The following is a 23,566-nucleotide window of genomic DNA, read 5'->3' as shown; positions in this document are numbered from 1 at the left end:
ATGTCTACTCAGCGCACGGCGGGGGACCAACGCGCGCTGCGTCTGGCCACTGGCACGGCACTATGCCTCACGGCCAGTTTCGGCATAGGCTTGCCGATTCCTTTTATGGCTCCGGTGCTGTGCCTGCTGTTGCTGGCCTCGCTTAATCGCCCGCTGCCTTTCAAGGCCGGACTGGCGCTTGCACTGGTCGCCATGTTGACCACTGGCATCGGCCTGCTATTGATTCCGATCCTGCGTTATTACCCCGTCAGCGGCGTGCTGTTGATCAGTGTCGGAATGTTCCTGGCCTTCCGTCTCGGCCTGCGCGGCGGCAGCCCCCTGATCATGACCTTTCTCGTGATTGGCCTAACCATGATTTCTTCGGCGGGTATCGCCGAATTCGATCTGGCAGCGATGGTTATTGGCGCACTGGTCAAGGGTTTGCTGCTCGCCGTAGTCGTCGTGGCGCTCAGTCATGGGTTATTCCCGGATCCGCCCAACGCCCCTTCGCCGCCGCCAGCTCCACTCCTGCCGGCAGAAGAAGTCAGTCGGGTGGCGCTGCGTGCAACCTTGATCGTATTACCAACCTTCCTGCTGGCATTGATCGATCCGGCCAGCTATCTGCCGATTATCCTGAAGGCCGTCAGCCTCGGTCAGCAGAGTTCGAGGTTAACCGCCCGCCATGCCGGACGCGAACTGGTCGGCTCGACGCTGCTCGGCGGCCTGTTGGCCGTTCTGTTCTGGTGCGCGCTGAGCCTGTTTGTCCATCTGTGGATGTTTTTTCTGTGGATGCTGCTATTCGGTTTGATACTGGCCCGCAAACTTTATGGGCTAAGTCCGACCCGGTTAAGCCCGGGGTTCTGGCTCAACAGCCTGATCACTATGATCATTTTGCTGGGCCAGTCGGTGCAGGACAGCGTAGCGGGGAAGGACGTGTACACGGCGTTTGCCGTGCGCATGGGTTTGTTTCTTGCCGTCACGCTTTACACCTGTTTGATGATCAACCTGCTTGACCAACGTCCCGAAAAGCAGACTTCGATGATAATTAACGGATGAACGCACTAAGATCTGTACCCAATCCGTTAATTGCCTGGGTAAAGTCCTCAGTAGTGATCTGAGTGGAAGAGTTTTCCAGTTTTTTCCCAAAAACCTTGCGCACAACTCTCGCCACTGGCTCATTGCTGGCTGGGTCGAGTAAAGCGGCCTCTATGTACAACTCGGTGTTTTGATCGCGGTGTCCGGTTATGGCACCCACTCCCCCCACTACTGCTGCAACGGGAATGACCTCATACCACTTCATGCCCTCGTTGGAGGCGCTCACACCGGTTATCGCAGCTTTCATGACCAGTGGATGCGCATTGGGAGGCAAGGGCAGTAAAGTATTTGATACTCGGTATCGCTTGGATAATGCTGTAACAATAGCCTTGTTGGCAGCCTGCTGAAGTTGCACGAATGTCTGCATGTTCACGCGGTCGGTTGCCGTAGGTGCAGGAAACAATTCCAACCCGTCGAAGTCGACCGTATCGAATGCCGCAGGATTAAAGTCAGGGGAAATCCAGCGTAGCGTCGGCGCGCCTGTAGCAGAAATCGACGACTGCAAAACGTCATAACGATCCAAGTAACCAGAGTACTGGTCCACTTTAGTGACCTTTGAAACGCAGCCGCTGAGCATTATCGCGCTCAAAACGGCAACCGGGAGCCAATAGCGTGATTTATCCATGGTGAATCCTATATGAGTACAGAGCATCGACCATTAAGCAGGTAACCAAAATGCCCATCTTTGGCAGGAGTGCCAAAATGACTGCGGTACAGCATAGTTAGTCAGGGAGGAAAGCAATAGATCCAACGTACGAAAATTGTGGGCTCACGGTCTAAAGACTGAGTGGCTTTCGCCAGACAGCGGTTAGCTTCGAGCGTCGCAGGGAAAAATCAGACTTCCGCGTATACCGCCATTTCGAAGGCATTATCGACCTCGATTCCCAGGTATCTGACAGTGCTTTCAAGCTTCGAGTGAACAAGCAGGAGTTGAATGCCTCTCAGGCTCTTCGTGCTGCGGTAGATCACCGATACCTTCGTTCTCAGTAGCGGGGGGAGTACCGATAGTTGGGTCAAGGCCAATGGCTGCCACCCAGGCGTTGACTATTCGGGCGGATTGCCAAGTCGAGTTATGATTTGAGAAGTGCAACATATTAAGGGGTGTTCGCTGCGGAGGTCGGACTGATGCATCCAAGACTACAGTGCTAATCGGGTTTGATCAGTGATTTCGACCTGCACTGGTGATGAGTTTTTCTACTGCATTACGATGGTCCGTGATGCCACAGGTCCCCCTAAGCTACGTCTCGTACACGCAGCTTTGTCAAGTCATAGGCAGCAGCTTGCTGTTGATGGACAATTTAAAGAGAGCCAAGAGCGCCAGATCTCGTGTCGTCTATCGCAAGCGGGCGCCTTGCTCGGTTGGCCCAGATATCTCTCACGCGGAGCGGAGCTTTCAGCCCGACAAGCTTTGCTTGGGCTAATGGACGTATCTAGCAATAGTTTTCAAGGTTTGTCCTCGATGTTAAGGGAAGACAAGGTGGATCAGTCACGGAGCTTGGTAGCATTCCGACCCGTAGCAGGGTGGCGCATGTAGGCTGAAATGGTGTGCAAATGTCTTCTTTTGACCCGTTCAAGAAGCAGCGGGCAAAACTCGATCAGCGCTACGCCAATTCATGAACGCGAAAAATGGGTGTCTGCGTTGTAATCCTTGTTGATAGCACAGAAATGCAAGTGATCTAATCAGCCATTGACCCAGAAGAAGAGTCAGTTCAAAGCTCAGGGGCGGGAACGTTCCATTCATTACGCGCGGAAGTTCCAGACCATTTCCACCACCCGTGCGGAAATCAATAGGTAGACGAGCACTATCAAAAGCTGAAAGACGAGGTGGTAGCGGAGTTGGGCTAGGCGGCGAATGCCATCACTGACGTTCAGGAGCATCAGCAATCCAGATACGGTTATCACTCCCCACCCAGCTAGGTTGGTGGCAGTGATACTCATAAAAAACCTGTGATCACTGTGCAACGCGTTCGTGCCCGCTGCGAACAGAAGCGCGCACAGAACCATATTTTTGAAATTGTCGAAGATCTTGGTATTGAGATCCTTGTCGAGTAAATCCAAGTAGCGCATCCATAGTTTCTGCATTTTTACGGCCTGAAGAAGGATCAATTAAGCAACAGTTCGTCTCCACAACTGCTCGGAGAGTATCGGGCACGCGTTGCATTCTGCAACGCGCCACCGCCGATTTTAAGTTCGTTGGGTAGGTAGGCAGCGTACGCTGTTGTCGCCGGCTTCAAGTGTAAGGATTTAGCAAGCGCGCTCCTACTGCGTTGCGAACGTCTCCTTTTGGCCGTTCTCTGTCGGTCGTGATGGGCAGCAACCGGACCCGTACTGGACTCACAGAGCAGAAGCGTTCTCGTCATCTACGCTATTCCAGCAAACGCGAAGCTGAGAGCGAGGATAGGGAATGACAGTTGGCCGTAAAGAGGATCTTGCCTATTCAATCCTGCTAATCACGCCCGTTCTCCTTTACGCAAGCATGGGTGCCGATCCGCTGTACGCAGGTTCCTGGTACCTCCTGAGTGTGCCTGTCGCGACGCTGTTACCGGGCTTAATCCTGCGAGCCCCCGCGTTGTTTCTCACTGGAACGACAGCAGCAGCGATAGCGAGTCTATTGATCTACATGAAAATCATGTTCAGCCTGGCTCGCCCCGAAGGGTTGCTTGTGCTTGGGCACCTATTTTCCATGCCCGGCATGTTGGTGGGCACAGGAGTGTCAGCTTGGCTATTGAGGTACCGCGTGAAAGCAAGCTTGTCATGGCTTGTTGCAGGCATTGCATTTCTGGGAGCAACCATTGGCTTCATGATCGCCCAGATGATCCTGTGCTCCACTTTGATGTATTGCGGTGCCCTGTCTTTTGGAGTGAGGGGTTGACGGAATGGCGCGTCTGCTTTTGGCCGTTCTCTGCCGGTCGTCACTACTGCGTGTGCTGGTCAAGTTGAATGCAAACGGTTGGTCAGCACAAGTGCAATTGACTGGTCAGCGGCAATGCAAATGGGTGGTCAAGTGCGCTGCAATTACGCAGTAATCCACCAGAGGGCGCCCTAGACTTTTCGATGTGAGCGACAAGGTTTCCGGTAGCATTGTCGGTTACTGATCGCCAGTCCGCGTCTGAGAGCCTCTGCCACTAATCATTTAGGCTCGATCAAAAGGTCTGCTGCCTCGACCTGAAGAGCACACGCCAGCCGCCAGATATTGTAAATCGTGACATTTTTCTCACTCCTTTCCAGCATCCCGACGTAGGTGCGGTGAACCCCGGCGCGCTCCGCTAATTCTTCCTGCGATAGCCCAAGCTCAAGCCTTTTTCGGCGCACGTTGTTGGCGAAGATTGCGACGAGCGCACATTGATCTGGTGAGATAGGCATGCTTGCAAATGTGTCTGCATGCATACTACGATTCTACATACTGTGATTAGCATTGGCTTTTCGAACCTACTGATGCCCTTAACAAGGACTGTTTTATGATCTCCCAGCCCCAGATCCTTGCGTTCACATTACTCACAGCATTGAGCGTCAACTCACAAGCAGCTTCAGATGCCGACATCAACAAGCTGACGACGTATGCAGTGATGCTTGGCCGTGCAGCCGGTTGTGGGTTTAGCGTCACCAGTGAAGCGAGCCAAGTTGGTTCCTGGATGGACAGGCGATTCAGGCCCGGCTCAGCAGATCAGAAAACGTACCTGCCGATCTTCATGGCTGGCGTCCGTGAAAACGCAGATAGTCAATCAAAGGGCTTGAGCCCTGACGATTGCAGCACTGTCCGCGAACAGTTCTCGCTAGTTAACTGGCCCTGACCGCCAGATAAATACCGGTACCTCATTCCAAAAAAAAGGATTTATGAATGTTAAAAATTGTAGCTCTGGCCGCATCCACCATGATGCTTTCATCTGTCGCTTTCGCCGAGGTTAAAGCAAATTGCAGCGCCAAGATGAATGGTGAAGCTCATTGCGAGTTCATAAACAGCGGATCGAAAAAAGACAGCGCTTGTGCAGTCATTGAGGTGGTCAGAATTTATGACGCTAAGCTCTACACTCGTCCCTCATTCGGCGGAAAGGGCGCAGCTCTCTCATCGGAGAAGGTCTGTTCGGGGCTGATCGAACCTCAAGACATTCGCGAGCGGACCCCACCGAACTCTTGGTCTGTGAGTGGTACTCCCATGAGCCCAATGTCATTCTGCGAATCGGATAATCCTTGGGAAAAAGCCCCGCTGAATTGCGCAATGACCACCAAAGTAGTTGCCAACTGATCATGAAAATTCTGGCGCTATTCGTTCCGCTTTTTATGCTGGGTTGTGCAACCAGTCAGTCTGACGTTGAGACAGAGGGTAGGAAGCAGGTTTTCGTAGTTGATCAAAAGGTCGGCGATGTCTATTACAGGCTGACTAACTCACTTGAACCGGGTACGACTTGCGAGGACCTTTCCGTGACCCGCTCGTTTTACTATCCTGAGAGAAACGAGTTCAGTATCTCTTGGGGAATCAACCGGCCTTTTGGTGGAGGACCTTTTGTGATTGCGGTGGTAAAGGGAAAAAGCGTTTCAGGCGCCAAGACCGAGGTCACCTACTTAGAGTCGAGGAATACGCTCCCCGGCGTTTATAACGACGTGAGGAACTTCGTACGTGGCGAGCATTGCACCCAGTAAGGAATCTAACGAGCGTTAGTAGGCACGTCGTTGGCGGCGCTGAAAGCGCCGGTCGCACGCAACTACGCTCTAAGCCAAGCACTAACATCATCGTAGAAAGCCTTTGCCTCCTGCGTTAGCTTTTGATTGGCGTAGTCCGGGCGAGTTTTTCGCCCTCGATCAGCTGTCAGTTTAATAGCGGTGATGTCGTATTCTTTGATGCAGTAGGCAGCCCAGCAATGCGCGCTCCGGGGGCTTTCAACGTGAACCGCAAGGTTGGTATAGCGCTGCCTGTAACCTTCGGCCAGGGCGTTCCTGAGAGCTTCTGAAACCTCTTTCACCCTGTCGTCCGGGATGCACAACGCACCGTGAATGTGTGCGGGATGATTTTCAGTGCTGCCGGTATGGTTGAATTCCAGATTGAAGGCAAGATTCGTCTCGATGCCCAGTTTCGCGAGGGTTCGCTTAATGATCTCAGCGAGATAGTTAGCAGGACCGCGTGGCGCACCCAAAGCAGCTTCAGCCGAATCGTGATCAAGCCGGATGGTGATCGTTTTAGCGTCGGATTTTCTGCACAGCACGTAGAGACGGAAGAACTGTTTCATCTCGGAGGTGACGAATTTTGCCCAGTCCGGCAGCTCGCCTGTCCCCTGATAGCTACGCATCAGTTTCTGAATGAAGGCATCTATTTTTAGCAGTGCTTGAATCTGATCTTGGTCAAGGTCTGGGTGTAGTTCACTAATAGCTGCTACGCGCTCTGCATGGCCAAAATGAAATCCGGCCACAAGCCCCGCTCTGCCTGGTGTGCAGAGGGAGCGTTTGCGCTGTTTCGCGCGACCTGTTTTTGCATTTACTCCGAATTCACCATGAATGGCGTCGGTCGATAGCTGTTGCTGTGGGCAATCAAAATCTAAGGGGAGAGTATCTCTGTCCCCTGGATGTAGCTCAGGATATTTGAGAGTGTATGAGGGCTCACCCGCGAACAGGCCGGGCTCCAGAGTTATGGATTCGTCGATCTCGCTAGAGAGAGTCGTATACGGTTTCGCTGGTGCATCGTGTTGAGTCAGCAAGCTGTCCAGGGCTGACAGTGCACTGCCCATCTGGTCAGGGGGCGCGTCCGCAGCTTCCACACTCGCAAACCAGCCGCCCCCGAACTGAGCTCGGAATTTGTCTCTTTCAGCAATTTCTTCTTCGTGAAGGCGTCGGTCACTGTCGCGCAGGTTCTGTAGGATTTGTGAAACCTCGCCTTCCTTGAACGGGCTCTGATGCTTAAACGTCATAACAGCCTCAGGTGCCCTTACTGATCCACGGGGCAGATTTTCAAATTGGTGATCCCGGCAGAGGCGCCAGGGTGTTTGATTACTTACACTGTTTCTAGGGGTTTGACGAATGGCCGGTCAGGTTCCGGTCATGAGTGAGTCAACCCCCTCACAAACAATGTCGTCGTCTTGATCCGTCTGATCTAGTTGCGCTAGTCGTCTACCTTCCATCCATCGCAGGTTCTCCAATTCATCTTGAGTGCCTTGAGCATCTCCATTGATCTCCGCTTCCTCTAGCCGCTGCTTTGCCCGCATCTCCGCCACGTCCTGCTCGGTCATGATGTGAATTTGTAGAATCGGAAGCTCCTCAATATTCTGAGCCTGATTCAGCTTCTCGATAGGAAGAGAGCGCCTGGTCACGTCCTGCGTTAGCTTGAGCGTTGTTGATGCAGCGGCAAGCCCTCTGAAGGCAACCGGATCAGTCGGGTCGAGGGCTTCCAAGGCATTTGCTAGCTTTGTTCTGATCTGATGACTCAGCGCCAGCTCATCAATCACCAGCGCCGCTACTGTTTGCTGAATTGCCTCCAATGAAAAAGCTGACGTGAGCAGCTCCTCTCTGGCTTTCTCGATGAGAGCCTGTGTCCCAGCGCCAGCTACAGCGTTGTTCTTCTTCAGCAGGCGTTGGACGGTGCTCACACTAATCGAAAGACGCTCTGCAATTGCGGATACTGTCCACCCGGCTTCGCACAGTATTACTGCCTGCGCGGCTTGGTCTGGTGTTTTCTGTTTGCCAGCCATAGTCATTCCCCTTGTACGCTGATTGCGGATTTGCTGGCGCAGGCTCGTTTAACTGCTGCAATAGAAATTCCAAACTGTGTGGCTGTTTCCTGAATTGTGGCTGACTGATTTACGCGCCACCAATATACGGCGCCGTCGTCGATCTTCTTTGGAGCGCCTAGTTTCTGACCCATTGCGCGAGCCCGCGTAATACCGGCCATCTGACGGGATTTGATGTTTGCGCGTTCCAGCTCCGCGACAGCGGCCAACATAGTGAGCATTGCTTTCCCGATGGGGCTGGATAGATCGAAGCCTTCCCGCATTGAGACGACTGCTACGCCTTTGGCTTTCAGAGCTTCGACTGTTTCGAGCAGATCAATGGTGTCCCTTCCCAGACGATCAATTGCAGATACGATCAAGGTATCGCCCTTGCGAGCAAACTTGAAAAGCTCTGCAAAACCGGGACGCTGTATTGCCTTCGTTGCTCCGCTGGTGGCTTCGTCTGCAAACCAGTGCTCAACATTGTGCAGCTGGGCAATAGAGTGGCGCTGAGCTTCAGTGCTTTGATCTTCGGTACTGACGCGGACGTAGGCTAAGACTGTCATTGGGGCGCACCACTCTATGGCTCAAAAATATGGCTCAGAATATACGTGCTAGCTCAGATTAAAACAACAGATTTGAGCCATTATGGAGCCCAGTCTTTTCGTTGATGGCGGGAATCAGATTTTCTGGCTCAAAAAGTACACCCTCTGAGCCAGTCCGATTCAGGATTCCGGGTAAGAGCTGGTCACGTCCGGAAGTCCGATCCGCTTTGTTGCCAGAGCTCCCCCATGCGTGCCCAGTAGGGTGCGCTCCAGTTTCACAATGGACCTCAGCATTGCCAAGTACGCCCTTCCCAAGGTACTGGAAAGGTTAAAGTCTTCTCGCACGAAGACAATCGAGACGCCTTTCTTCTGCAACAGTTGCAAAGCCTCAAGCACTGCCTTTGGGCTGCTGCTCAGGATGTCGACTGTGGCAACGACAAACGTGTCGCCTTTACGAAGAAACTTGTGAGCCTTCAGAAACACCGGCCGCTTGAGAACGCTGATAGATCCGCAAGAGGCGTCTTCTACGAACCAGTGATCGGCTTCACCGATATCACGAACCTGTAGGAAAGCACTTTGATCATCAGTGTTGCTGGCGAGGACATAAGCGATAGTAGTCATCAGACTGCTCCCACCGCAGAAAGGCGAAGGATGGACTCGCCAGAAATGCGGTCCTCCACCCATTTCTCGACTGCGAGGGAGTCCCAACCCACAGCCCTCGGACCAAGCCGTACGGATTTTGGGAATAGCCCCTGGCTGATCAGGCTGTAGATGTGAGCTCGCTTGAATCCGCTGCGTAGTTCAACATCTGGAAGTCGAAGGATTCGACGGTTCTGAAATAATTGCTGAGTGGAACTGCTCATTACTTGCTCCCTGGCGCTCGGTGGCGTTGGTTGGTGTGGGAGCAAGGTACAAATCAGAGCAGTAGGGGTGTTCTAATAGCTAACGGCTTAGGTCTATTAGGGACTATTAGTCTTAGGGCGGAGCAAGAGGCCTAGAGCCCTTAGCCAGCTTTAGATACTTGATAATTGTGTCTTTGTTGAGGGCTTTATGACCGCTAAGCTGTGTCGCTGTTTGAATAGTAATCATGTCCGCGGCTGGGTGAACGAGGTCCAGGCCTGCCATTTCCGCTAGCGTCTCGATGAGTTGGTTAATGCTTTTTCGTTCACGCGGATCAAGATCATCAGCACCATTGATTTGTGCTGCAAGGAGGCTGATCTCCGAGGTTTTGAAGTAAAGCGATTGATCATCAGGTTCAATTGAAGCCTCCCAAGCGATGTTTTCAATTTCAGGGGAGTCAGCGTTCAGTTCCGTTCGGACTGGCCCAGTCATGTGCACCGAAACAGCTTTACTTTTTCGCTGGTCCAGCAAGAGTGTTGGATTAGCAACGTGCTGATACCCCGCGCCAAATACCTCAAACGTCCATTCACCCGCATCGTCCTGTTGGGCCTCGTCGCATCTACCGGCGGAAGGGTTGATCCTGACGTAAGCGCCGCAATGCCCCTCCTCGCAGAGTCTGACTAAGTCCTGGGCTGTTGTAGGCAGCTTGGTCATTTCTTGAAGGCTTTCTAGAGCTTGGCCGAGGGTAAGCCATTGGAGCAGAGCATGATCTTTTCTCACTGATCTTTCTCCGGCGGGAGGGTTGGGGTGTCCAGCGTGTGATGTGCCACGATATCAGAAGGGCTGCTACCCACGTAGTTCGCCCAGGCATTCATCAGCTCTTGGCGTTTCCCCAGTAGTTCGCCCCGTCGATACGCAGCCTTTGTCGCGTCAGGTATGGCGTGCGCCAGCGCTTGCTCTACTACGTATTCCGGGAATGATCCGGCCTCTGCAGCCCAGTCACTAAATGACGAACGAAACCCATGCATCGTAATTATCACGTCATCATGGTCACGCCAGCCAGCGTGGCCACTTAAACGCTCGCGTTCGTCTAGGCCACGGATCTTCATCAGCATTGCCATGTTGGATAAAGGGCGTCCTTCTTTTGCTCCCGGAAAAAGGAAAGGGTTTCCATCAATCCTTGGAAGCTCATTCATTAGATCCAACGCGGCTTGCGACAAAGGGACTCGATGGCGGCGCGGCCTCTTCATCCGCTCGGCGGGTATAGTCCATAGTCGGGCTTGGAAATCTACTTCTTCCCACGTTGCTTGGAGCACTTCGCTGGTGCGAAGGGCTGTAAGGATGGTGAGACGAACTGCCTTTGCGCTGAGATCAGGCTCGCCGGCCAAAGTGCTCATGAAAGCAGGTACGTCTTTCCAAGGCAGGGCAGGGTGGTTTCCGGCGTCCGAGGATTTGTGCTTAGGAAGTAATTTATCCAGGTGACCACGCCACAGAGCAGGGTTCTCTCCAGTTCGAAAACCTCTCGCTTTGGCCGCGTCTAGGACGAGCTCAATACGGTTTCGGACCCTGCTCGCGGTCTCTCGCTTTGAGTTCCATATCGGCTTCAGAATCTCTAGCACATCATTGGTTGAAATCTCCTTGACGGACTTCTGGCCGATGGTCGGGTACGCGTAGGCCTTGAGGGTGTTCTCCCATTGCTGTGCATGCTTAGCGCTTTTCCATCCGTGGCGGTGAGACTGAATGTAGTCACTCGCCTCGTCAGCGAACAGCCGGAGGTTTGCAATTGCTTGAACGTTGGCCGCTTTCTTGGCTGCCTCAGCGTTCTTGCGATCCTCCAGCGGATTCACCCCCGATTTTACGAGTTTTCGGGCGTCATCGCCTTTGGTCCTCGCTTCAGCCAGGGTGACGTCTGCAAGACTTCCAAGACCCATGTCGTGCGTTACCCCGCTCATCTTAAAGCGATATACCCACCGTGCGCTTCCGGGTTTGGTCACCTTCAAATACAAGCCACGGCCGTCTAGGACCAGAACTGGCTTTCCAGTTTTGACATGCATTTCTATCGACCTCACCGTCAAGGGCTTGTGAGGGGGTCTCGCAACTGGTTGTGCGTTGTTCACAAAGCTCTCCGTTATCAGACCACGCTTTAGACCATGCTTTGGAGGCTGGCTTTAGCTGAGCTCCAATGGCTGTTGATGGACGATGATAAGCTGAAAGCCTTGTTTTATCTACGTTTTAGCTTTTGGTGAAAGACGGTAGCAGATTGCAGTGGAAAGGTATTTGGAGGACTATCTCTCCGCCATTACATAGAAAAAGCCCCGTAGCTGAATAAGCTACGGGGCTTTTTTGTTGTGCGCCCAGCATGAGCGCAATCTTGTGGGTGAAAGTCCCGCCGTAAGCTGACCACAGCGAACGAAGTGAAGCGCAACTGCATGAGGGTGACCGAGTGTGGGGAGGAAGCGTGAATCGAAACCGTGAGCCGATGGACAAGAACCGGATATAAGGCGATGCCGATCAGGGCGAGCGGGCAGCAAACCGCGAAGCTCTTGTGGTCAAGGGTCAGGCAGCGTAAATCCGGCGGTTGTGCGGGGAAGGATTGCGTTCTTACCTGGGGAGATCTTGCCTTGTGCCTGAAAGGGCGACGGCGCCAGCCGGAGCGAGAAGTCAGCAGAGGCCGTAGTAGTCTTTTTTTTTGACGAAGGGCCGAACGAGAGAAAGCGTTATAGGCCATGTTGATGCGAACGACCGGAAGTCAGATGCCTGCCAAACGCGGGGCGGATGTGAGGACGGGAGCGGTGAAACCGTGAGAAGCCCCATCAGCGACGAGGTCAATCGCCCGCAAGATGAATCCGACAACGCAGGGCAAGGGCTGTTGGATCGGGCCTTTGCGAGAGAAAACCTGAAGCGGGCGTGGAAGCGGGTCAAAGCCAACAAAGGTGCAGCGGGGGTCGACGGTCTGGATATTCAACAGACGGCCGAACATCTGCTGACTCAGTGGGCGGCGATTCGTGAACAGCTTCTATCCGGCATCTACCGGCCCAGTCCGGTACGCCGCGTGGTCATTCCCAAACCCGACGGTGGTCAGCGCGAGTTGGGAATTCCGACGGTCACCGACCGTTTGATCCAACAAGCGTTGCTGCAAGTCTTGCAGCCACTACTCGACCCGACTTTCAGTGAACACAGCTACGGCTTTCGCCCGGGACGCTGCGCGCAGGACGCCGTTTTGGCGGCTCAGCGCCATGTGTCTTCGGGGCGCAGAGTGGTGGTGGATGTTGATCTGGAGAAGTTCTTCGACCGGGTCGACCACGACATTCTGATGGATCGTTTACGCAAGCGGATTGCGGATCGGGCGGTTATCCGGCTGATTCGGGCGTATCTGGATGCGGGAACGCTGATCAATGGCGTGGTCGAGAAAAGCCGTTGCGGGGCGCCGCAAGGCGGCCCGCTGTCGCCGTTGCTGGCGAATGTGCTGCTGGACGAAGTGGATCGGGAGCTTGAACGTCGAGGTCATTGCTTCGTACGCTATGCCGACGATGCGAATGTGTATGTTCGCAGCCGCAGGGCTGGGCAGCGGGTAATGGCTTTGCTGAAGCGTCTGTATGAAAAGCTGCACTTGAGTGTCAACGAGAGCAAGAGTGCGGTGGCGAGTGCGTTTGGTCGCAAGTTTCTTGGATATGCCTTTTGGGCGTCGCCCCAAGGCGTCAAAAGAGCTGTGGCGGTCAAAGCGCGCAAGCAGTTCAAGCAACGGATACGCGAACTCACCCGTCGCTCAGGTGGCCGCAGTCTGCGACAAGTCGTCGAAAATCTACGCCCTTATCTCTTGGGCTGGAAAACTTACTTTGGGTTGTCACAAACACCGAAAATCTGGCGAGAGCTTGATGAATGGATACGACACCGACTGCGAGCGATCCAGCTTAAGCAATGGCGGCGTGGACCGACGATCTACCGCGAACTGAGGGTGCTGGGAGCCAGCAGTCAAACGGCCCGGAAAGTGGCGGCCAACTCGTGTAGCTGGTGGCGTAACAGCCGATTTGAGCTGAATCGAGTGTTGGATGTGGCATGGTTCGACAGGCTGGGACTGGTGCGACTCTCATAACCTCAATCTCTCGAACCGCCCGGTGCGGACCCGCATGCCGGGTGGTGTGGCAGGGGAGCGGCCTATGAAGGCCGCCCCCTATGCCGATTCTGGTGTCTCGTTGAGCTTTGATTCCGCGACGAGTGGTGAGGGCTGCGGAGAGGCTCCACTCCGGAGCTCAGGAAACAAAGCGCATCCACGTCATTAGCTATCATGCATACAGAGCAAATAACCGGATGACGGGGAATAGCATGAACAGATGGCGACGGCTTTGGTTGTCTGTGAAGCTGATAGCAGCCGTTGCGGCCTGCCTGGCGGTTGCAGTTCAGGCTTTTCAATACATGTTGGAAAGCCCCGATGCAGTGCGAATCCACCCGTTGAGCATTGTGGTTGTCGGGCTGATTTTTGGCTTCATCACCTTTGGGCTCCTTTCACTGAGTGAAAGGATTGTCCGGGGTTTCTTTGCTTCTCCTGATCCGGTAGTCCTCCAGCCTCAAGCAGAACTTGAAAGTAATGTGGAGCTAGCAGTTGAACAGCCGCTAACCCTGCCACCTGACGACCCAACCCAGCAGAAAAATCTGTGAGCTGACGTGTGTCAGCTTTCGAGAAGAACTGCTTGGATGGATCTCACGGAGAGAGTTCTGAGCTGACACAAAGAAGCGAATCTTCTTACTTCGTACACAGATACGTCCGGGATTGATCGGGGGTATATTCGATTTGCAGCGGTGACCTAAGTAATGTCTTCTTGGCCGCGCAAGTAACTGAACGTGACACACCATCCTATGGTTTTTCGCTTAATCGATGATTTATCCCTCAAGGAAGAGGTAGCCATGTACTACGACTGTAAAGAGGGTTTTCAGAATTGTTTTCAGATCGGGAATGTCACGGGGCTAGCCAATGCTTAGGGATTTTCATCTGGATACAGGGCGGTTAGCCAAAATTTTCAAAGAGCGAATAAAGAATACCGAATGCCCATTCTGTGAGCATGATGAGTGGGAATTGCCACTCCAAACTGGTGCAACAGGTGTAGCGTTGCCTTGGGCACGTGGCAAAGAGTATTTACGATCCGGCACGCCGGCGGTGATGCTTAACTGCAAATATTGCGGATTTATACGCCTGCATTCTCTCAATGTACTGGCAGATATAATCGTCGAACAGGGAAGCAAAACCGGTTGTCCGGAGGGCAGCGATGAGTGAGCCTTTTGTGCTGGTAAACCTTGATGAGCATTACCCCGACCGCTTCCCGAGCAACAAAAGGAGTGGTGGTGACGATAATGGTCGAAGACCACCAGGTCCCCCAGGAGACAACCCATTGGAACCGCGAGTATCCAAACTTGAGACGCATATCGAATACGTCCGACGTGACCTTGGTGAGCTTCGTGTGGATTTTCGAGAGCACCGCAAAGAGACCAGAACAGACTTTCGGCTACTGTTCAGCGCATTGATCACTACTGCGCTGGGTTTGGCGGCCATGATGGGAAAAGGATTTGGTTGGTTGTAAGCGCACGTAAATTTTGCCCGGAGGGTGTAATTAGTTTTGTATAAACGGTCATTTGGCAGGAGACTGCCTACCCCAAGGAAATTCAATGACCGAGCCAAAACCCAAGCGAGCCAAACCGGGATCTTCGTAAAAGTCCCGGAGTTGAAACAGCCTCAAAGCTCCTAGGCGACTTTCAGCCCTTCGTAAATCGCTTCCTCGGCAGTAAGCGGTGCGAGGCAGTCGCCAATGCGCCGAAACTCCACCAGGCCTTGAAGTTCTGCGCCCAGGGTGTCGACCGGTTGATGGCCCTGGCAGAGCACCAGCGTGTCGATGTTTTCGAACAGCATCGGTTCTCCGCTGGTGGTGTGTTGCAGGTAGACGGTGTTGTCGACGCAACCATACAGCCGGGCGTATGGCGTGAATGGTATGCCAAGTTTGTGCAGTTCGCCGGCCAGTTGATTGTGCACGTACAGCGGCAGGTGTTCCCCGCATGGGTACCGTTGACCGCCAGTTGCACTTGATGCTCTGCGCGCACCAGACGTTCGGCAGTGCCGGGGCGATCCAGTCGCAGCGCCAGTCGACGACCATCACTGAACGGCCGATTTTGCACCTCATCGCGCAGCACTTGCCAGGCATCTACAACCTGCAATTCACCTCTGCGTTCGAACGCCGGCCAATACGGCTCGGCACCGGTGGCGACGATCACCATGTCCAGTCGCTCGCGTTCCACCAGTGCCCGGTCGACGCTGGTGTTGCGCACGACGCGCACACCGGCCAGTTCCATCTCGTGTTGCAGGTTGGTGCTGGCGCCGCCGAACTCGCTGCGTCGACTAGCAAGTAATCACAGTCGGCTGGACGTCTCAAAGCGTCCAGCCCGTACCGTCCATTTTTTCGTGACCCTCCTTTGCGTTGAGTTTTTGCGTCGGAACAGGCAGCGCTGCAGCGTAAGAAAAATATGTTTCTTCAGGGGAAAAGTTACTCAGCCCAGTCACTCTATTTACCACCCCCCGAATCTATTGGCCGTCCCGCAAATCAAGGCTGTATCTGCGAAATATCCGCTGACATTGAAAGGCCCTGCGGCAAAAAATCCTCATCTACTCTGGTTTCGCAGGTCGCTGATCTGCCGTAACCAGCAATCGCAAGGAGCGAGCAATGTATTTTGAGATTTACAGGCAAACCCGTGGCATCGCCCAGACTGGCAAAGGTCAATGGCGGTGGCGTTTGAGGGCGGGAAATAATGAAACGATTGCCAGCGGGGAGGCTTACGTCAATAAGTCTGATTGTGTGCATGCCATCAGTTTGATCAAAGGGACCCACGATCAGACGCCGGTCAAGGAAATCTAGGCTTCAGGCGGTGAAGCTGCTCGGTCAGAGCAGCTTCGTTTTAATCGGACGGCCTTACGGTTGTGAGTGGCCCAGTTTTCGTTTGATCAAATCGTAGACGTCTTTGTGGGTGGAGTTGTGCAGGGATTTATCCTTGCAGGCTGATTCGAGGAACGTTTTGACCTCTTCCTTTACGTGAGGGTATAGGCCGGCGACGTAGTCGGCTTCATGAGCTTGAGTGCAGTTGAAGTGTTTGTCGTCTTTCGCTTTATCTCTAGCCATTGGGAGGCTCCTTTGAGTTCAAATGGTTTGGGTGGTCAGGGCGGTTTTGCCCTAAACATTGTCGAGCTTAGAGACGCAATCGCTTCCCGCCAGATGAACGAAGAAATCAGGAAGAGGATGTAAGACGAAGCCGTTGTCTGAATTTGGATTAAACGCAAACTGCACGGGTCGCATAGACGCCGATTACGACACCTACCTAAACGGTCATCAGATTTGGGAGCGGGGGCAGTGGATGAATCGCAACGAACTACGCAAGGCCGACATCAACCTGATGGTGGTGTTTGAAACGCTGATGCTCGAGCGCAACGTCACCCGGGTAGCGGAGAAGTTGTTTCTCGGTCAGCCGACCATCAGTTCGGCGCTCAATCGCTTGCGCACGATGTTCAACGATCCGCTGTTCATTCGCGTCGGCCATCGCATGGAGCCGACGCCAGGAAGCACCGAAGGTGGTGTTCGTGGTGCAGCATGTCGATTACTGGCGGATTCCCGAGTTGCTGGCGTCGGGCGATATCACGGTTGGTATCAGCCAGACTCGTGGCTTGCCAGCCAACGCCACGCGTCAGGTAGTCCTTTCCGTGCCGCAATACAGCTCGCTACCGGCCTTACTCGCCGGGACTGACCTGATCGCCAGTCTGCCGGATTACACCGCCGAGGCGATGGCCGCGTCCGGCCAGCTGTTCAAGGAGCCATTCCCGTTCAAGAACACCGACACTGGATCTGTCGATGGTCTGGCTCAGCCATGTCGATACCGACCCCGCCGAGCGCTGTTTGAGGTCGAGACTGGAGGCGTTCATGAGTGAACGTGCGGTGTCGCCGTTGCCCGAGTGAGTAGGGCAACGCTGTGTTATATGTACGACCTTTCTGCCAATCTTAAGGAGCTCAGTCATGCCTCACCTGCACATGGAATACACCGCCAACCTGCCCGAGCTCAATGCCGACGTGGCGTTGATCCGGCTCAACAATACGTTGGTGGCTTCCGGTGAGTTTGCTGCCGAATACGACATCAAGAGCCGAGCGGTGAAGGTCGAGACGTTCAAGGTCGGCACGGCGTTAGGTGAACGGGCCTTCGTGCATGTGAAACTGGCACTGCTGAGCGGTCGCTCGGCGCAGATCAAGAAGCAGTTGTCCGAAAGTCTGCTGGCGGTGGTGCAGGACTTGTGTGAATGGCCGAAGGACGTTGAAGTCCAGTTGGCCGTGGAAATCCTCGACATCGATCGAGAGTCCTACACCAAGATAGCCGTCAGAAACTGAGTTACAGGCCATTTCTTTCTTGGTGCAGGTTTTATCCACTTGTTCGCGCAGCCAGGTGTTGGCGCTGTCCTGATCGACATCCAGGCTCCACTGGATGTCGAGGCGACAAGGCGCCGATTAGGCGCGCGAGGTCTGCAGGCCGAAAGTCAGAAAGTCCCGAGCAGTATTTAGAAAATTAATTACAGCTGTCTTGAAGCTGAAAGGCATGAACAATGTTTAGCGAGTCCGTAACCAAAGTTCTTCAAATCCAGATTTAACGACTTAAGCTCCCGTGTGACGCTGCTGCGCATCTGTTTTCTGCGGTTTTCTCTATGGATGGTTGGCCTGCTCCACTTCCTTCCGAGCTCGCCTTCTGGGCGTTGTGGCACTGCCGTCACGCGCGCCCACCGGATTCCTGCCTTTCCCGTTGATTGTTTCTACAGGTCCCGCACTGTATGCCGGGATCAAACGGCGGCGCCTGTGCGTTTGCCTGACGCGAAAAGAAGAGAATTCCCATGAGTTTTGCCACGACATCCTTCGCCTCCAAGCAAGAAGCCCTGACCTTTCTTGACCAGAACCCGGATATCGAGATGTTCGAGTTGTTCATCCTCGACAACAACGGTGTGCCGCGGGGCAAGTTGCTGCATCGTGATGAATTGCTGGCGGTGTACGAAAGCGGGCGGCCATTGCCGAGCACCATTCTTGGCCTGACCATCAACGGCGATGACGTGGAAAACTCAGGCCTGGTCTGGGACGTTGGCGATATCGACTGCCGGGCTTACCCGATCAGCGGCAGTTTGACGCGCATGCCTTGGCGGCTAATTCCTACGGCGGCGGTGCAGGTCAGCATGCACCCGAAGGAGGGCATGCCCGCGACGATTGCCGATCCACGGCATCTGCTGGCGAACGTCATCGAAGACTTGCAGGCCGACGGTTATTACCCGGTGATGGCGGCAGAGCTGGAGTTCTACCTGCTGGATGAGCAGCGCGACAGCAACGGTCGGCCGCAACCGGCGCGGGATGTCGATGGCGGGCGGCCGCGAGGGACTCAGGTCTACGGTTTGCGTGAACTGGAGCAGATCGAACCGTTTCTGGCCGATCTTTACAGCGCCTGCAAACTCCAGGGCATTCCGGCGCGCACAGCGATTTCCGAATACGCGCCGGGGCAAGTAGAAATCACCCTCGAACACCGCACCGACGCCTTGCAGGCGATGGACGAAGCGGTGCGCTACAAACGGCTGGTCAAAGGCGTGGCGCACAAGCACGGGATGACGGCGTGCTTCATGGCCAAACCGTTCGATGACTTGGCGGGCACTGGCATGCACATGCACGTCAGCCTGGCGGACAAGGAGGGCAACAACCTGTTCGCCAGCGAAGCCCCGGACGGCACGCCGCTGCTCAAACAGGCGGTCGGCGGGATGCTCAGCACCTTGCTCGATTCGTTGCTGCTGTTCTGTCCGAACGCCAACTCTTACCGTCGCTTCCAGACCAACAGCTATGCGCCGCTGGCGGCCACCTGGGGCGTGGACAACCGCACCGTGAGTTTGCGCGTGCCCGGCGGGCCGGCGTTTTCCCGGCATATCGAACATCGCATCTGTGGTGCCGATGCCAACCCGTATCTGGCGGCTGCGGCGATTCTGGCCGGGATCCATCGCGGTATTCGCGAACAACTCGATCCTGGCGCGCCGGTGCAGGGCAATGGATACGCCCAAGCCACGGAATTGTTGCCCACTGACTGGCTGACCACGCTGCGAGCGCTGGAAGGTTCGAACTGGGCACGGGAAGCGTTCGGTGGTGAGTTTCTCGGCGTTTACCTGGCGGTAAAACGCGCCGAATACCGACAGTTCATGGGCGAAGTCGGCGAGCAGGACTGGCGTTGGTATTTGAATCAAGCCTGAACAGAACCTGAACCATTCTCAAATAAGTTAAAAGTTTTGGCCTAGTGCCATGAGCCAACTAATCGTTGGCTTCTTTTTCACAAAAAATTGATGGTTGGCTGCCTAAAGTTAGTGCTGTCGCGGTAAATGAAATTTTCACATTTACCGAAGGCACTTCTTTTTCAGGAACAGCCAATCACCATGTTGAAGATTAAAGCCGTGCGCCCCGAGTGGGTGACACTGATTGCCAGCGCCTTTTTATTAACGGGCTTTAATTTTGTTCTCTGGCAACACCTGTTTGATATCACGGGGTCTGACGCAAAAGGCATCGTCGTGCGTGTGGCATTCGGGGTGATGATCCTGACCGCCTTCAACATCGTGCTGACCTTGCTGGCTTTCCGACCCGTAATGAAACCGGTCCTGACGTTGATCTTCATGGTCAGTGCGGGCGTGGCGTACTTCATGAACCAATACGGTGTTTTGATTGACACCGGCATGTTGCGTAACTTTGCGCAAACTAATGCGACGGAAGTGCGTGACTTGCTGTCATTGAAGTTGCTTGTTTATATATTTTTTCTCGGTGTTTTGCCGTCGTTGTTGTTGTGGGCGATTCCGGTTAATTATCGCCGCTGGCACCGTGAACTATTGAGTAAGGCTCTGGTAAGTGTCGCGTCGGTTGCCGTGATCGGAGGTGTTGCACTGGTTAACTATCAGGGCCTGTCTTCGTTGTTTCGCAATCACCATGAGTTGCGCCTGATGGTAGTACCCAGCAATTACATCGGTGCCTCGGCTGGCTATCTGCGTGAGCAGGTCGCGTCGGCGCAACAACCCTTTGTCACACTCGGTGAAGATGCCCAGCGAACTCCAGCCTGGCAAACCCATGGCCGTAAATCCCTGACGGTGCTGGTGGTGGGCGAAAGTGCCCGAGCCGAGAACTTCGGCATTCTGGGGTATGACCGCGACACCACACCCAAACTGAATAAAGAAGCTGGCCTGATCGCTTTCACCAACGTGCATTCCTGCGGGACGGAAACAGCGGTGTCGGTGCCGTGCATGTTCTCCGACATGGGCCGCAAAGATTACAACGCCAGCAAGGCAAAGAATCAGGAAGGACTGCTGGACGTGCTCAAACGCGCGGGTCTCGACGTGATCTGGCGTGATAACCAATCGGGCTGCAAAGGCACTTGCGATCGGGTCACCCTCGACGACGTCAGTAACCTGAAAGATCCGGTGCTGTGCGCCAATAGCGAATGCCGCGATGAAATCCTGCTGCAAGGTTTGCAGCACTTCATCGATACGCTGGATAAAGACACGGTACTGGTATTGCACCAGATGGGCAGTCACGGTCCGGAATACTTCAAGCGCTACCCGAAAGAATACGAACGCTTCACCCCGGTTTGTGAAAGTAACGCCCTGAACAATTGCAGTCGCGAAAGTATCGTCAATGGTTATGACAACACCCTGGTGTATACCGATCACGTGCTGTCCACCCTGATCGATTTGTTGCGTAACAATCAGGACAAAGTCGATACCGCGATGCTCTATTTGTCGGACCACGGCGAATCCCTGGGCGAGTACAACTTGTACCTCCACGGCACGCCTTACATGCTGGCGCCGGAACAACAAAAGCACGTCGCGATGTTGGCATGGTTTTCCGACAGCTATCAAAAGTCGTTCTCGGTGGACGCCCATTGCCTGCAACTGAGTCGTGAAAAGCCCTTGAGCCAAGACAATCTGTTCCATTCGATGCTTGGTCTGCTGGAGGTCAGCAGCAAGGTATACAACCAGGATCTGGATATGTTCGCCGGATGTCGCGGTGCGGTGATTGACGGCGTGTTGGCCAAAGACTGAGTGCTTCAACCTTTTTTCACGCCCGGCCGTTAACCGGCGGCCGGTAGAGTTTTCCCCAAGAGCCATTGCACATGACCGCTCAGTCCCCATCCGCCATCGAGCTTGAGATCGCCCGGCGCTACGATCAGGAGCACGCCCGCGTCTGTCTTCAGCCGGGACCGCGTGGCCTGGCCGGGCGGCTGACGTTCTGGCGTGACAAGCAACTGGTGCGCAACGCGCTCAAGGTTGCTGGCGAGCCGGGCCTGGTTCTCGATGTGGCCTGTGGCGTAGGGCGCTTCTGGCCGGTATTGGCCGAGCATGCCAACCGGGTAATCCTTGCGGCCGACCCGTCTCAGGACATACTCGACCATGCCCAGACCCATCATCCGCAGCACCTGCTGAAACGGGTCAAGACCTTTCAGAGTTCAGCGTTCACCATTGGCTTGTCGGCGAATGCGGTTGACTGCATTTTTTGCATGCAGCTGTTTCAACACCTCACCAGCCCCGACCATCGCTTGGCCATGCTTAAGGAGTTCCATCGGGTCAGTCGCGATACGGTGATTGTGGCGGTAAAGGTCGATGCTCATTTCAATGGCCAGCGCACGGATGCACAGAGCGCTCCGGTCCAACAGTTGGCCAGCAAGGCTGACGTGGAAACCGAGTTCACGCGCGCAGGTTTGCGCTTGCTCAGTCATCAAGACTTTCTGCCCGGCTGTGCGCGGATGCGCGTCTACGTCCTGCGTAAGGCCAGCTAGGCTCCGCTTGTCAGACATTTCTTGCTGTCTGGCAGGCTTTTTCGCTAAAGCTCTTGTTCAGTGGATGCGCGGAAATCGCCGGGGGCGATATATACTGCGCGCCATTCTTCAAGGGAGAGCCGTGTGGCCATCGATATTCACTGGATTCGCGACAACGATAGCCTCGGTCAGTTTTGCGCCGAGTGGCAGCAGCTGCCATTCGTTGCCCTCGACACCGAATTCATGCGGGTCGACACCTTTTATCCGATCGCAGGCCTGCTGCAGATCGGCGATGGCGTACGCGCTTACCTGATTGACCCCCTGACCATCGACAACTGGCAACCTCTGGCCGCGTTGCTGGAAAACCCGGCCGTGGTCAAAGTCGTCCATGCGTGCAGCGAAGACCTCGAAGTCCTGCTGCGCCTGACCGGCAGCCTGCCAGCGCCACTGTTCGACACTCAACTGGCCGCCGCTTACCTGAACCTGGGTTTCTCCATGGGGTATTCGCGGCTGGTGCAGGAAGTGCTCGCCATCGATCTGCCCAAGGGCGAGACCCGTTCCGACTGGCTGCAACGCCCACTTTCGGACACCCAAATCAGCTACGCCGCCGAAGACGCCTTGCACCTGGCGGAAGTTTTCGTACAGCTTCGTCCGAAGCTTTCTGACGACAAGTACGCCTGGGTCCTGGAAGACGGCGCCGAGCTGGTGGCCAACCTACGTCGCGAAGTAGATCCGTATGAGGTCTATCGCGAAGCCAAGCTGGCCTGGAAGCTCTCCCGCGCTCAACTCGTGGTGTTGCGTGAACTGTGCGCCTGGCGCGAGCGCGAAGCCCGTGCCCGTGATCTACCGCGCAACCGCATCGTTCGTGAGCATTCCCTGTGGCCGTTGGCGCGCACGCAACCGGACAACCTCGGCGCGTTGGCGAAAATCGAAGACATGCACCCGCGTACCGTGCGTCAGGACGGTGAATTTCTGCTTGATCTGATCAAGCGCTCTGGCAGTGTGTCGCCAGATCAATGGCCACCTGCCGTACCGGAGCCGTTGCCGTTAGATGCCGCTGCGCTGGTCAAGCAGCTACGAGCGATCGGCCAGGCCGAAGCCGAACGCCTGAACATCGCGCCGGAGCTGATGCTGCGCAAGAAAACCCTGGAAGCGCTGCTCAAGAGCGGCTACCCCAATGGTCCCTACCAATTGCCTGATTCGCTGCGTGGCTGGCGCCGCGAATTGATGGGCCAGGTGCTGCTCGACAGCCTGGCCACCGCCGGAGAACAGCCTTGAAACGTATTTGCTCCATCTACCGAAGCCTGAAGAAAAACGAGATGTACCTCTATGTGCTCAAAAGCGATGCACTGGAGCGCGTCCCGGAAAGCCTGATGGCCGCCTTCGGCAAACCGCATCACGCCTTCGACCTGGTGCTGACCCCCGAGCGCAAACTGTCGCGCGAGGACATCACCGTGGTGCTGGAAAACCTTGATAAGCAGGGTTATCACTTGCAAATGCCGCCGGCCGAAGACGAGTACATCGAACACTTGCCGGAAGAATTGCTGCGGCGTAACGACCCGATGTGATTGGCAGACAGGCTCTGTT

Annotated in this window: 26 protein-coding genes and 4 pseudogenes; 16 read left to right on the top strand and 14 right to left on the bottom strand. The window is 54.8% G+C overall.

Annotated elements, in window-relative coordinates:
- The gene (locus ACYZTR_RS21230; protein WP_461979824.1) at window positions 1–1,035 is read left to right on the top strand and encodes a DUF2955 domain-containing protein; all 1,035 of its coding nucleotides are present in this window, start codon (window positions 1–3) and stop codon (window positions 1,033–1,035) included.
- Here the strand turns inward: ACYZTR_RS21230 and ACYZTR_RS21225 are convergent.
- The 3 genes and pseudogenes from ACYZTR_RS21225 to ACYZTR_RS21215 all read right to left on the bottom strand — a co-directional run bounded on the left by ACYZTR_RS21225 (window position 1,025) and on the right by ACYZTR_RS21215 (window position 3,156).
- On the bottom strand, window positions 1,025–1,699 hold the full coding sequence (locus ACYZTR_RS21225) for a DUF3313 domain-containing protein (protein WP_461973639.1): 675 nt from the start codon (window positions 1,697–1,699) through the stop codon (window positions 1,025–1,027). The two genes, ACYZTR_RS21230 and ACYZTR_RS21225, sit on opposite strands and share 11 nt — an antisense overlap.
- Before the next feature lie 209 nt (window positions 1,700–1,908).
- Window positions 1,909–2,504: pseudogene (locus ACYZTR_RS21220) on the bottom strand (site-specific integrase).
- Between the two features lie 310 nt (window positions 2,505–2,814).
- On the bottom strand, window positions 2,815–3,156 hold the full coding sequence (locus ACYZTR_RS21215; RefSeq protein ID WP_461973638.1) for a hypothetical protein: 342 nt from the start codon (window positions 3,154–3,156) through the stop codon (window positions 2,815–2,817).
- Window positions 3,157–3,478: 322 nt separating this feature from the next.
- On the opposite strand from ACYZTR_RS21215, the gene ACYZTR_RS21210 reads away from it, so the two are divergent.
- Window positions 3,479–3,946 (top strand): hypothetical protein, encoded by a 468-nt coding sequence (locus ACYZTR_RS21210; RefSeq protein WP_461973637.1) that lies wholly within the window; start codon window positions 3,479–3,481, stop codon window positions 3,944–3,946.
- A gap of 257 nt (window positions 3,947–4,203) precedes the next feature.
- Here ACYZTR_RS21210 and ACYZTR_RS21205 read toward each other — a convergent pair whose 3' ends face one another.
- Window positions 4,204–4,461: a helix-turn-helix domain-containing protein gene (locus tag ACYZTR_RS21205; RefSeq protein WP_461973636.1), complete on the bottom strand. Its 258-nt coding sequence runs from the start codon at window positions 4,459–4,461 to the stop codon at window positions 4,204–4,206.
- Between the two features lie 71 nt (window positions 4,462–4,532).
- Here ACYZTR_RS21205 and ACYZTR_RS21200 point away from each other — a divergent pair, with 71 nt between their 5' ends.
- Both ACYZTR_RS21200 and ACYZTR_RS21195 read left to right on the top strand, forming a co-directional pair.
- Entirely contained in the window at window positions 4,533–4,865 is a 333-nt protein-coding gene (locus ACYZTR_RS21200; RefSeq protein WP_461973635.1) for a hypothetical protein, read from the top strand.
- A gap of 47 nt (window positions 4,866–4,912) precedes the next feature.
- Window positions 4,913–5,317: a hypothetical protein gene (locus tag ACYZTR_RS21195; RefSeq protein WP_461973634.1), complete on the top strand. Its 405-nt coding sequence runs from the start codon at window positions 4,913–4,915 to the stop codon at window positions 5,315–5,317.
- 457 nt (window positions 5,318–5,774) lie between these two features.
- Here ACYZTR_RS21195 and ACYZTR_RS21190 read toward each other — a convergent pair whose 3' ends face one another.
- The 7 genes from ACYZTR_RS21190 to ACYZTR_RS21160 form a co-directional block, all read right to left on the bottom strand.
- On the bottom strand, window positions 5,775–6,971 hold the full coding sequence (locus ACYZTR_RS21190) for a hypothetical protein (RefSeq protein ID WP_461973633.1): 1,197 nt from the start codon (window positions 6,969–6,971) through the stop codon (window positions 5,775–5,777).
- Window positions 6,972–7,088: 117 nt separating this feature from the next.
- Entirely contained in the window at window positions 7,089–7,748 is a 660-nt protein-coding gene (locus ACYZTR_RS21185) for a helix-turn-helix domain-containing protein (protein WP_461973632.1), read from the bottom strand.
- A 2-nt stretch (window positions 7,749–7,750) separates the two neighbouring features.
- Entirely contained in the window at window positions 7,751–8,332 is a 582-nt protein-coding gene (locus tag ACYZTR_RS21180) for a recombinase family protein (RefSeq protein WP_461973631.1), read from the bottom strand.
- 159 nt (window positions 8,333–8,491) lie between these two features.
- Window positions 8,492–8,932 carry a recombinase family protein gene (locus tag ACYZTR_RS21175; protein ID WP_461973630.1) on the bottom strand — a complete coding sequence of 147 codons (441 nt, stop codon included), beginning with the start codon at window positions 8,930–8,932 and terminating at the stop codon, window positions 8,492–8,494.
- Entirely contained in the window at window positions 8,932–9,174 is a 243-nt protein-coding gene (locus tag ACYZTR_RS21170; RefSeq protein ID WP_461973629.1) for an AlpA family phage regulatory protein, read from the bottom strand. Before ACYZTR_RS21170 ends, ACYZTR_RS21175 begins: the two co-directional genes overlap by 1 nt.
- Before the next feature lie 112 nt (window positions 9,175–9,286).
- Window positions 9,287–9,931 carry a hypothetical protein gene (locus ACYZTR_RS21165; protein ID WP_461973628.1) on the bottom strand — a complete coding sequence of 215 codons (645 nt, stop codon included), beginning with the start codon at window positions 9,929–9,931 and terminating at the stop codon, window positions 9,287–9,289.
- Complete coding sequence (locus ACYZTR_RS21160; protein WP_461979822.1) at window positions 9,928–11,220, bottom strand: tyrosine-type recombinase/integrase; 1,293 nt, start codon at window positions 11,218–11,220, stop codon at window positions 9,928–9,930. Before ACYZTR_RS21160 ends, ACYZTR_RS21165 begins: the two co-directional genes overlap by 4 nt.
- Window positions 11,221–11,951: 731 nt before the next feature.
- Between ACYZTR_RS21160 and ltrA the strand changes: the two genes are divergently transcribed.
- The 4 genes from ltrA (at window position 11,952) to ACYZTR_RS21140 (ending at window position 14,724) form a co-directional block, all read left to right on the top strand.
- Window positions 11,952–13,244: a group II intron reverse transcriptase/maturase gene (gene ltrA / locus ACYZTR_RS21155; RefSeq protein WP_461972436.1), complete on the top strand. Its 1,293-nt coding sequence runs from the start codon at window positions 11,952–11,954 to the stop codon at window positions 13,242–13,244.
- A gap of 230 nt (window positions 13,245–13,474) precedes the next feature.
- Window positions 13,475–13,807, top strand: a complete 333-nt coding sequence (locus tag ACYZTR_RS21150; protein ID WP_461973627.1) for a hypothetical protein — start codon at window positions 13,475–13,477, stop codon at window positions 13,805–13,807.
- Between the two features lie 313 nt (window positions 13,808–14,120).
- Window positions 14,121–14,420: a hypothetical protein gene (locus ACYZTR_RS21145; protein ID WP_461973626.1), complete on the top strand. Its 300-nt coding sequence runs from the start codon at window positions 14,121–14,123 to the stop codon at window positions 14,418–14,420.
- Window positions 14,413–14,724: a hypothetical protein gene (locus ACYZTR_RS21140; protein WP_461973625.1), complete on the top strand. Its 312-nt coding sequence runs from the start codon at window positions 14,413–14,415 to the stop codon at window positions 14,722–14,724. Before ACYZTR_RS21145 ends, ACYZTR_RS21140 begins: the two co-directional genes overlap by 8 nt.
- A gap of 161 nt (window positions 14,725–14,885) precedes the next feature.
- On the opposite strand, the pseudogene ACYZTR_RS21135 reads toward ACYZTR_RS21140, so the two are convergent.
- A pseudogene (locus ACYZTR_RS21135) lies at window positions 14,886–15,541 on the bottom strand (oxidoreductase); the annotation flags it as partial.
- Between the two features lie 314 nt (window positions 15,542–15,855).
- Between ACYZTR_RS21135 and ACYZTR_RS21130 the strand changes: the two are divergent.
- The gene (locus ACYZTR_RS21130) at window positions 15,856–16,047 is read left to right on the top strand and encodes a YegP family protein (RefSeq protein ID WP_449642522.1); all 192 of its coding nucleotides are present in this window, start codon (window positions 15,856–15,858) and stop codon (window positions 16,045–16,047) included.
- A 54-nt stretch (window positions 16,048–16,101) separates the two neighbouring features.
- Here the strand turns inward: ACYZTR_RS21130 and ACYZTR_RS21125 are convergent, their stop codons facing one another.
- Entirely contained in the window at window positions 16,102–16,308 is a 207-nt protein-coding gene (locus ACYZTR_RS21125; RefSeq protein WP_461973624.1) for a hypothetical protein, read from the bottom strand.
- A 232-nt stretch (window positions 16,309–16,540) separates the two neighbouring features.
- Between ACYZTR_RS21125 and ACYZTR_RS21120 the strand changes: the two are divergent.
- Window positions 16,541–17,136, top strand: a pseudogene (locus tag ACYZTR_RS21120) (LysR family transcriptional regulator).
- Between the two features lie 57 nt (window positions 17,137–17,193).
- On the top strand, window positions 17,194–17,559 hold the full coding sequence (locus tag ACYZTR_RS21115) for a 5-carboxymethyl-2-hydroxymuconate Delta-isomerase (protein ID WP_461973623.1): 366 nt from the start codon (window positions 17,194–17,196) through the stop codon (window positions 17,557–17,559).
- A 6-nt stretch (window positions 17,560–17,565) separates the two neighbouring features.
- Here the strand turns inward: ACYZTR_RS21115 and ACYZTR_RS21110 are convergent.
- Window positions 17,566–17,661, bottom strand: a pseudogene (locus ACYZTR_RS21110) (LysR family transcriptional regulator); the annotation flags it as partial.
- A gap of 392 nt (window positions 17,662–18,053) precedes the next feature.
- Between ACYZTR_RS21110 and ACYZTR_RS21105 the strand changes: the two are divergent.
- The 5 genes from ACYZTR_RS21105 to ACYZTR_RS21085 all read left to right on the top strand — a co-directional run bounded on the left by ACYZTR_RS21105 (window position 18,054) and on the right by ACYZTR_RS21085 (window position 23,547).
- Window positions 18,054–19,436, top strand: a complete 1,383-nt coding sequence (locus ACYZTR_RS21105; protein WP_461973622.1) for a glutamine synthetase family protein — start codon at window positions 18,054–18,056, stop codon at window positions 19,434–19,436.
- Window positions 19,437–19,616: 180 nt separating this feature from the next.
- A complete protein-coding gene (locus ACYZTR_RS21100) occupies window positions 19,617–21,266 on the top strand; it encodes a phosphoethanolamine transferase (RefSeq protein ID WP_461973621.1) in 1,650 nt (549 codons plus the stop codon).
- A 71-nt stretch (window positions 21,267–21,337) separates the two neighbouring features.
- Entirely contained in the window at window positions 21,338–22,000 is a 663-nt protein-coding gene (locus ACYZTR_RS21095) for a class I SAM-dependent methyltransferase (RefSeq protein WP_461973620.1), read from the top strand.
- Window positions 22,001–22,123: 123 nt separating this feature from the next.
- Window positions 22,124–23,257 (top strand): ribonuclease D, encoded by a 1,134-nt coding sequence (gene rnd / locus ACYZTR_RS21090; protein WP_461973619.1) that lies wholly within the window; start codon window positions 22,124–22,126, stop codon window positions 23,255–23,257.
- Window positions 23,254–23,547 (top strand): YcgL domain-containing protein, encoded by a 294-nt coding sequence (locus tag ACYZTR_RS21085; RefSeq protein ID WP_008036150.1) that lies wholly within the window; start codon window positions 23,254–23,256, stop codon window positions 23,545–23,547. Before rnd ends, ACYZTR_RS21085 begins: the two co-directional genes overlap by 4 nt.
- Window positions 23,548–23,566 lie beyond the last annotated feature (19 nt).

The organism is Pseudomonas sp. Hz4, assembly GCF_054898165.1.
This window is presented reverse-complemented; position numbering and strand designations above follow the sequence as displayed.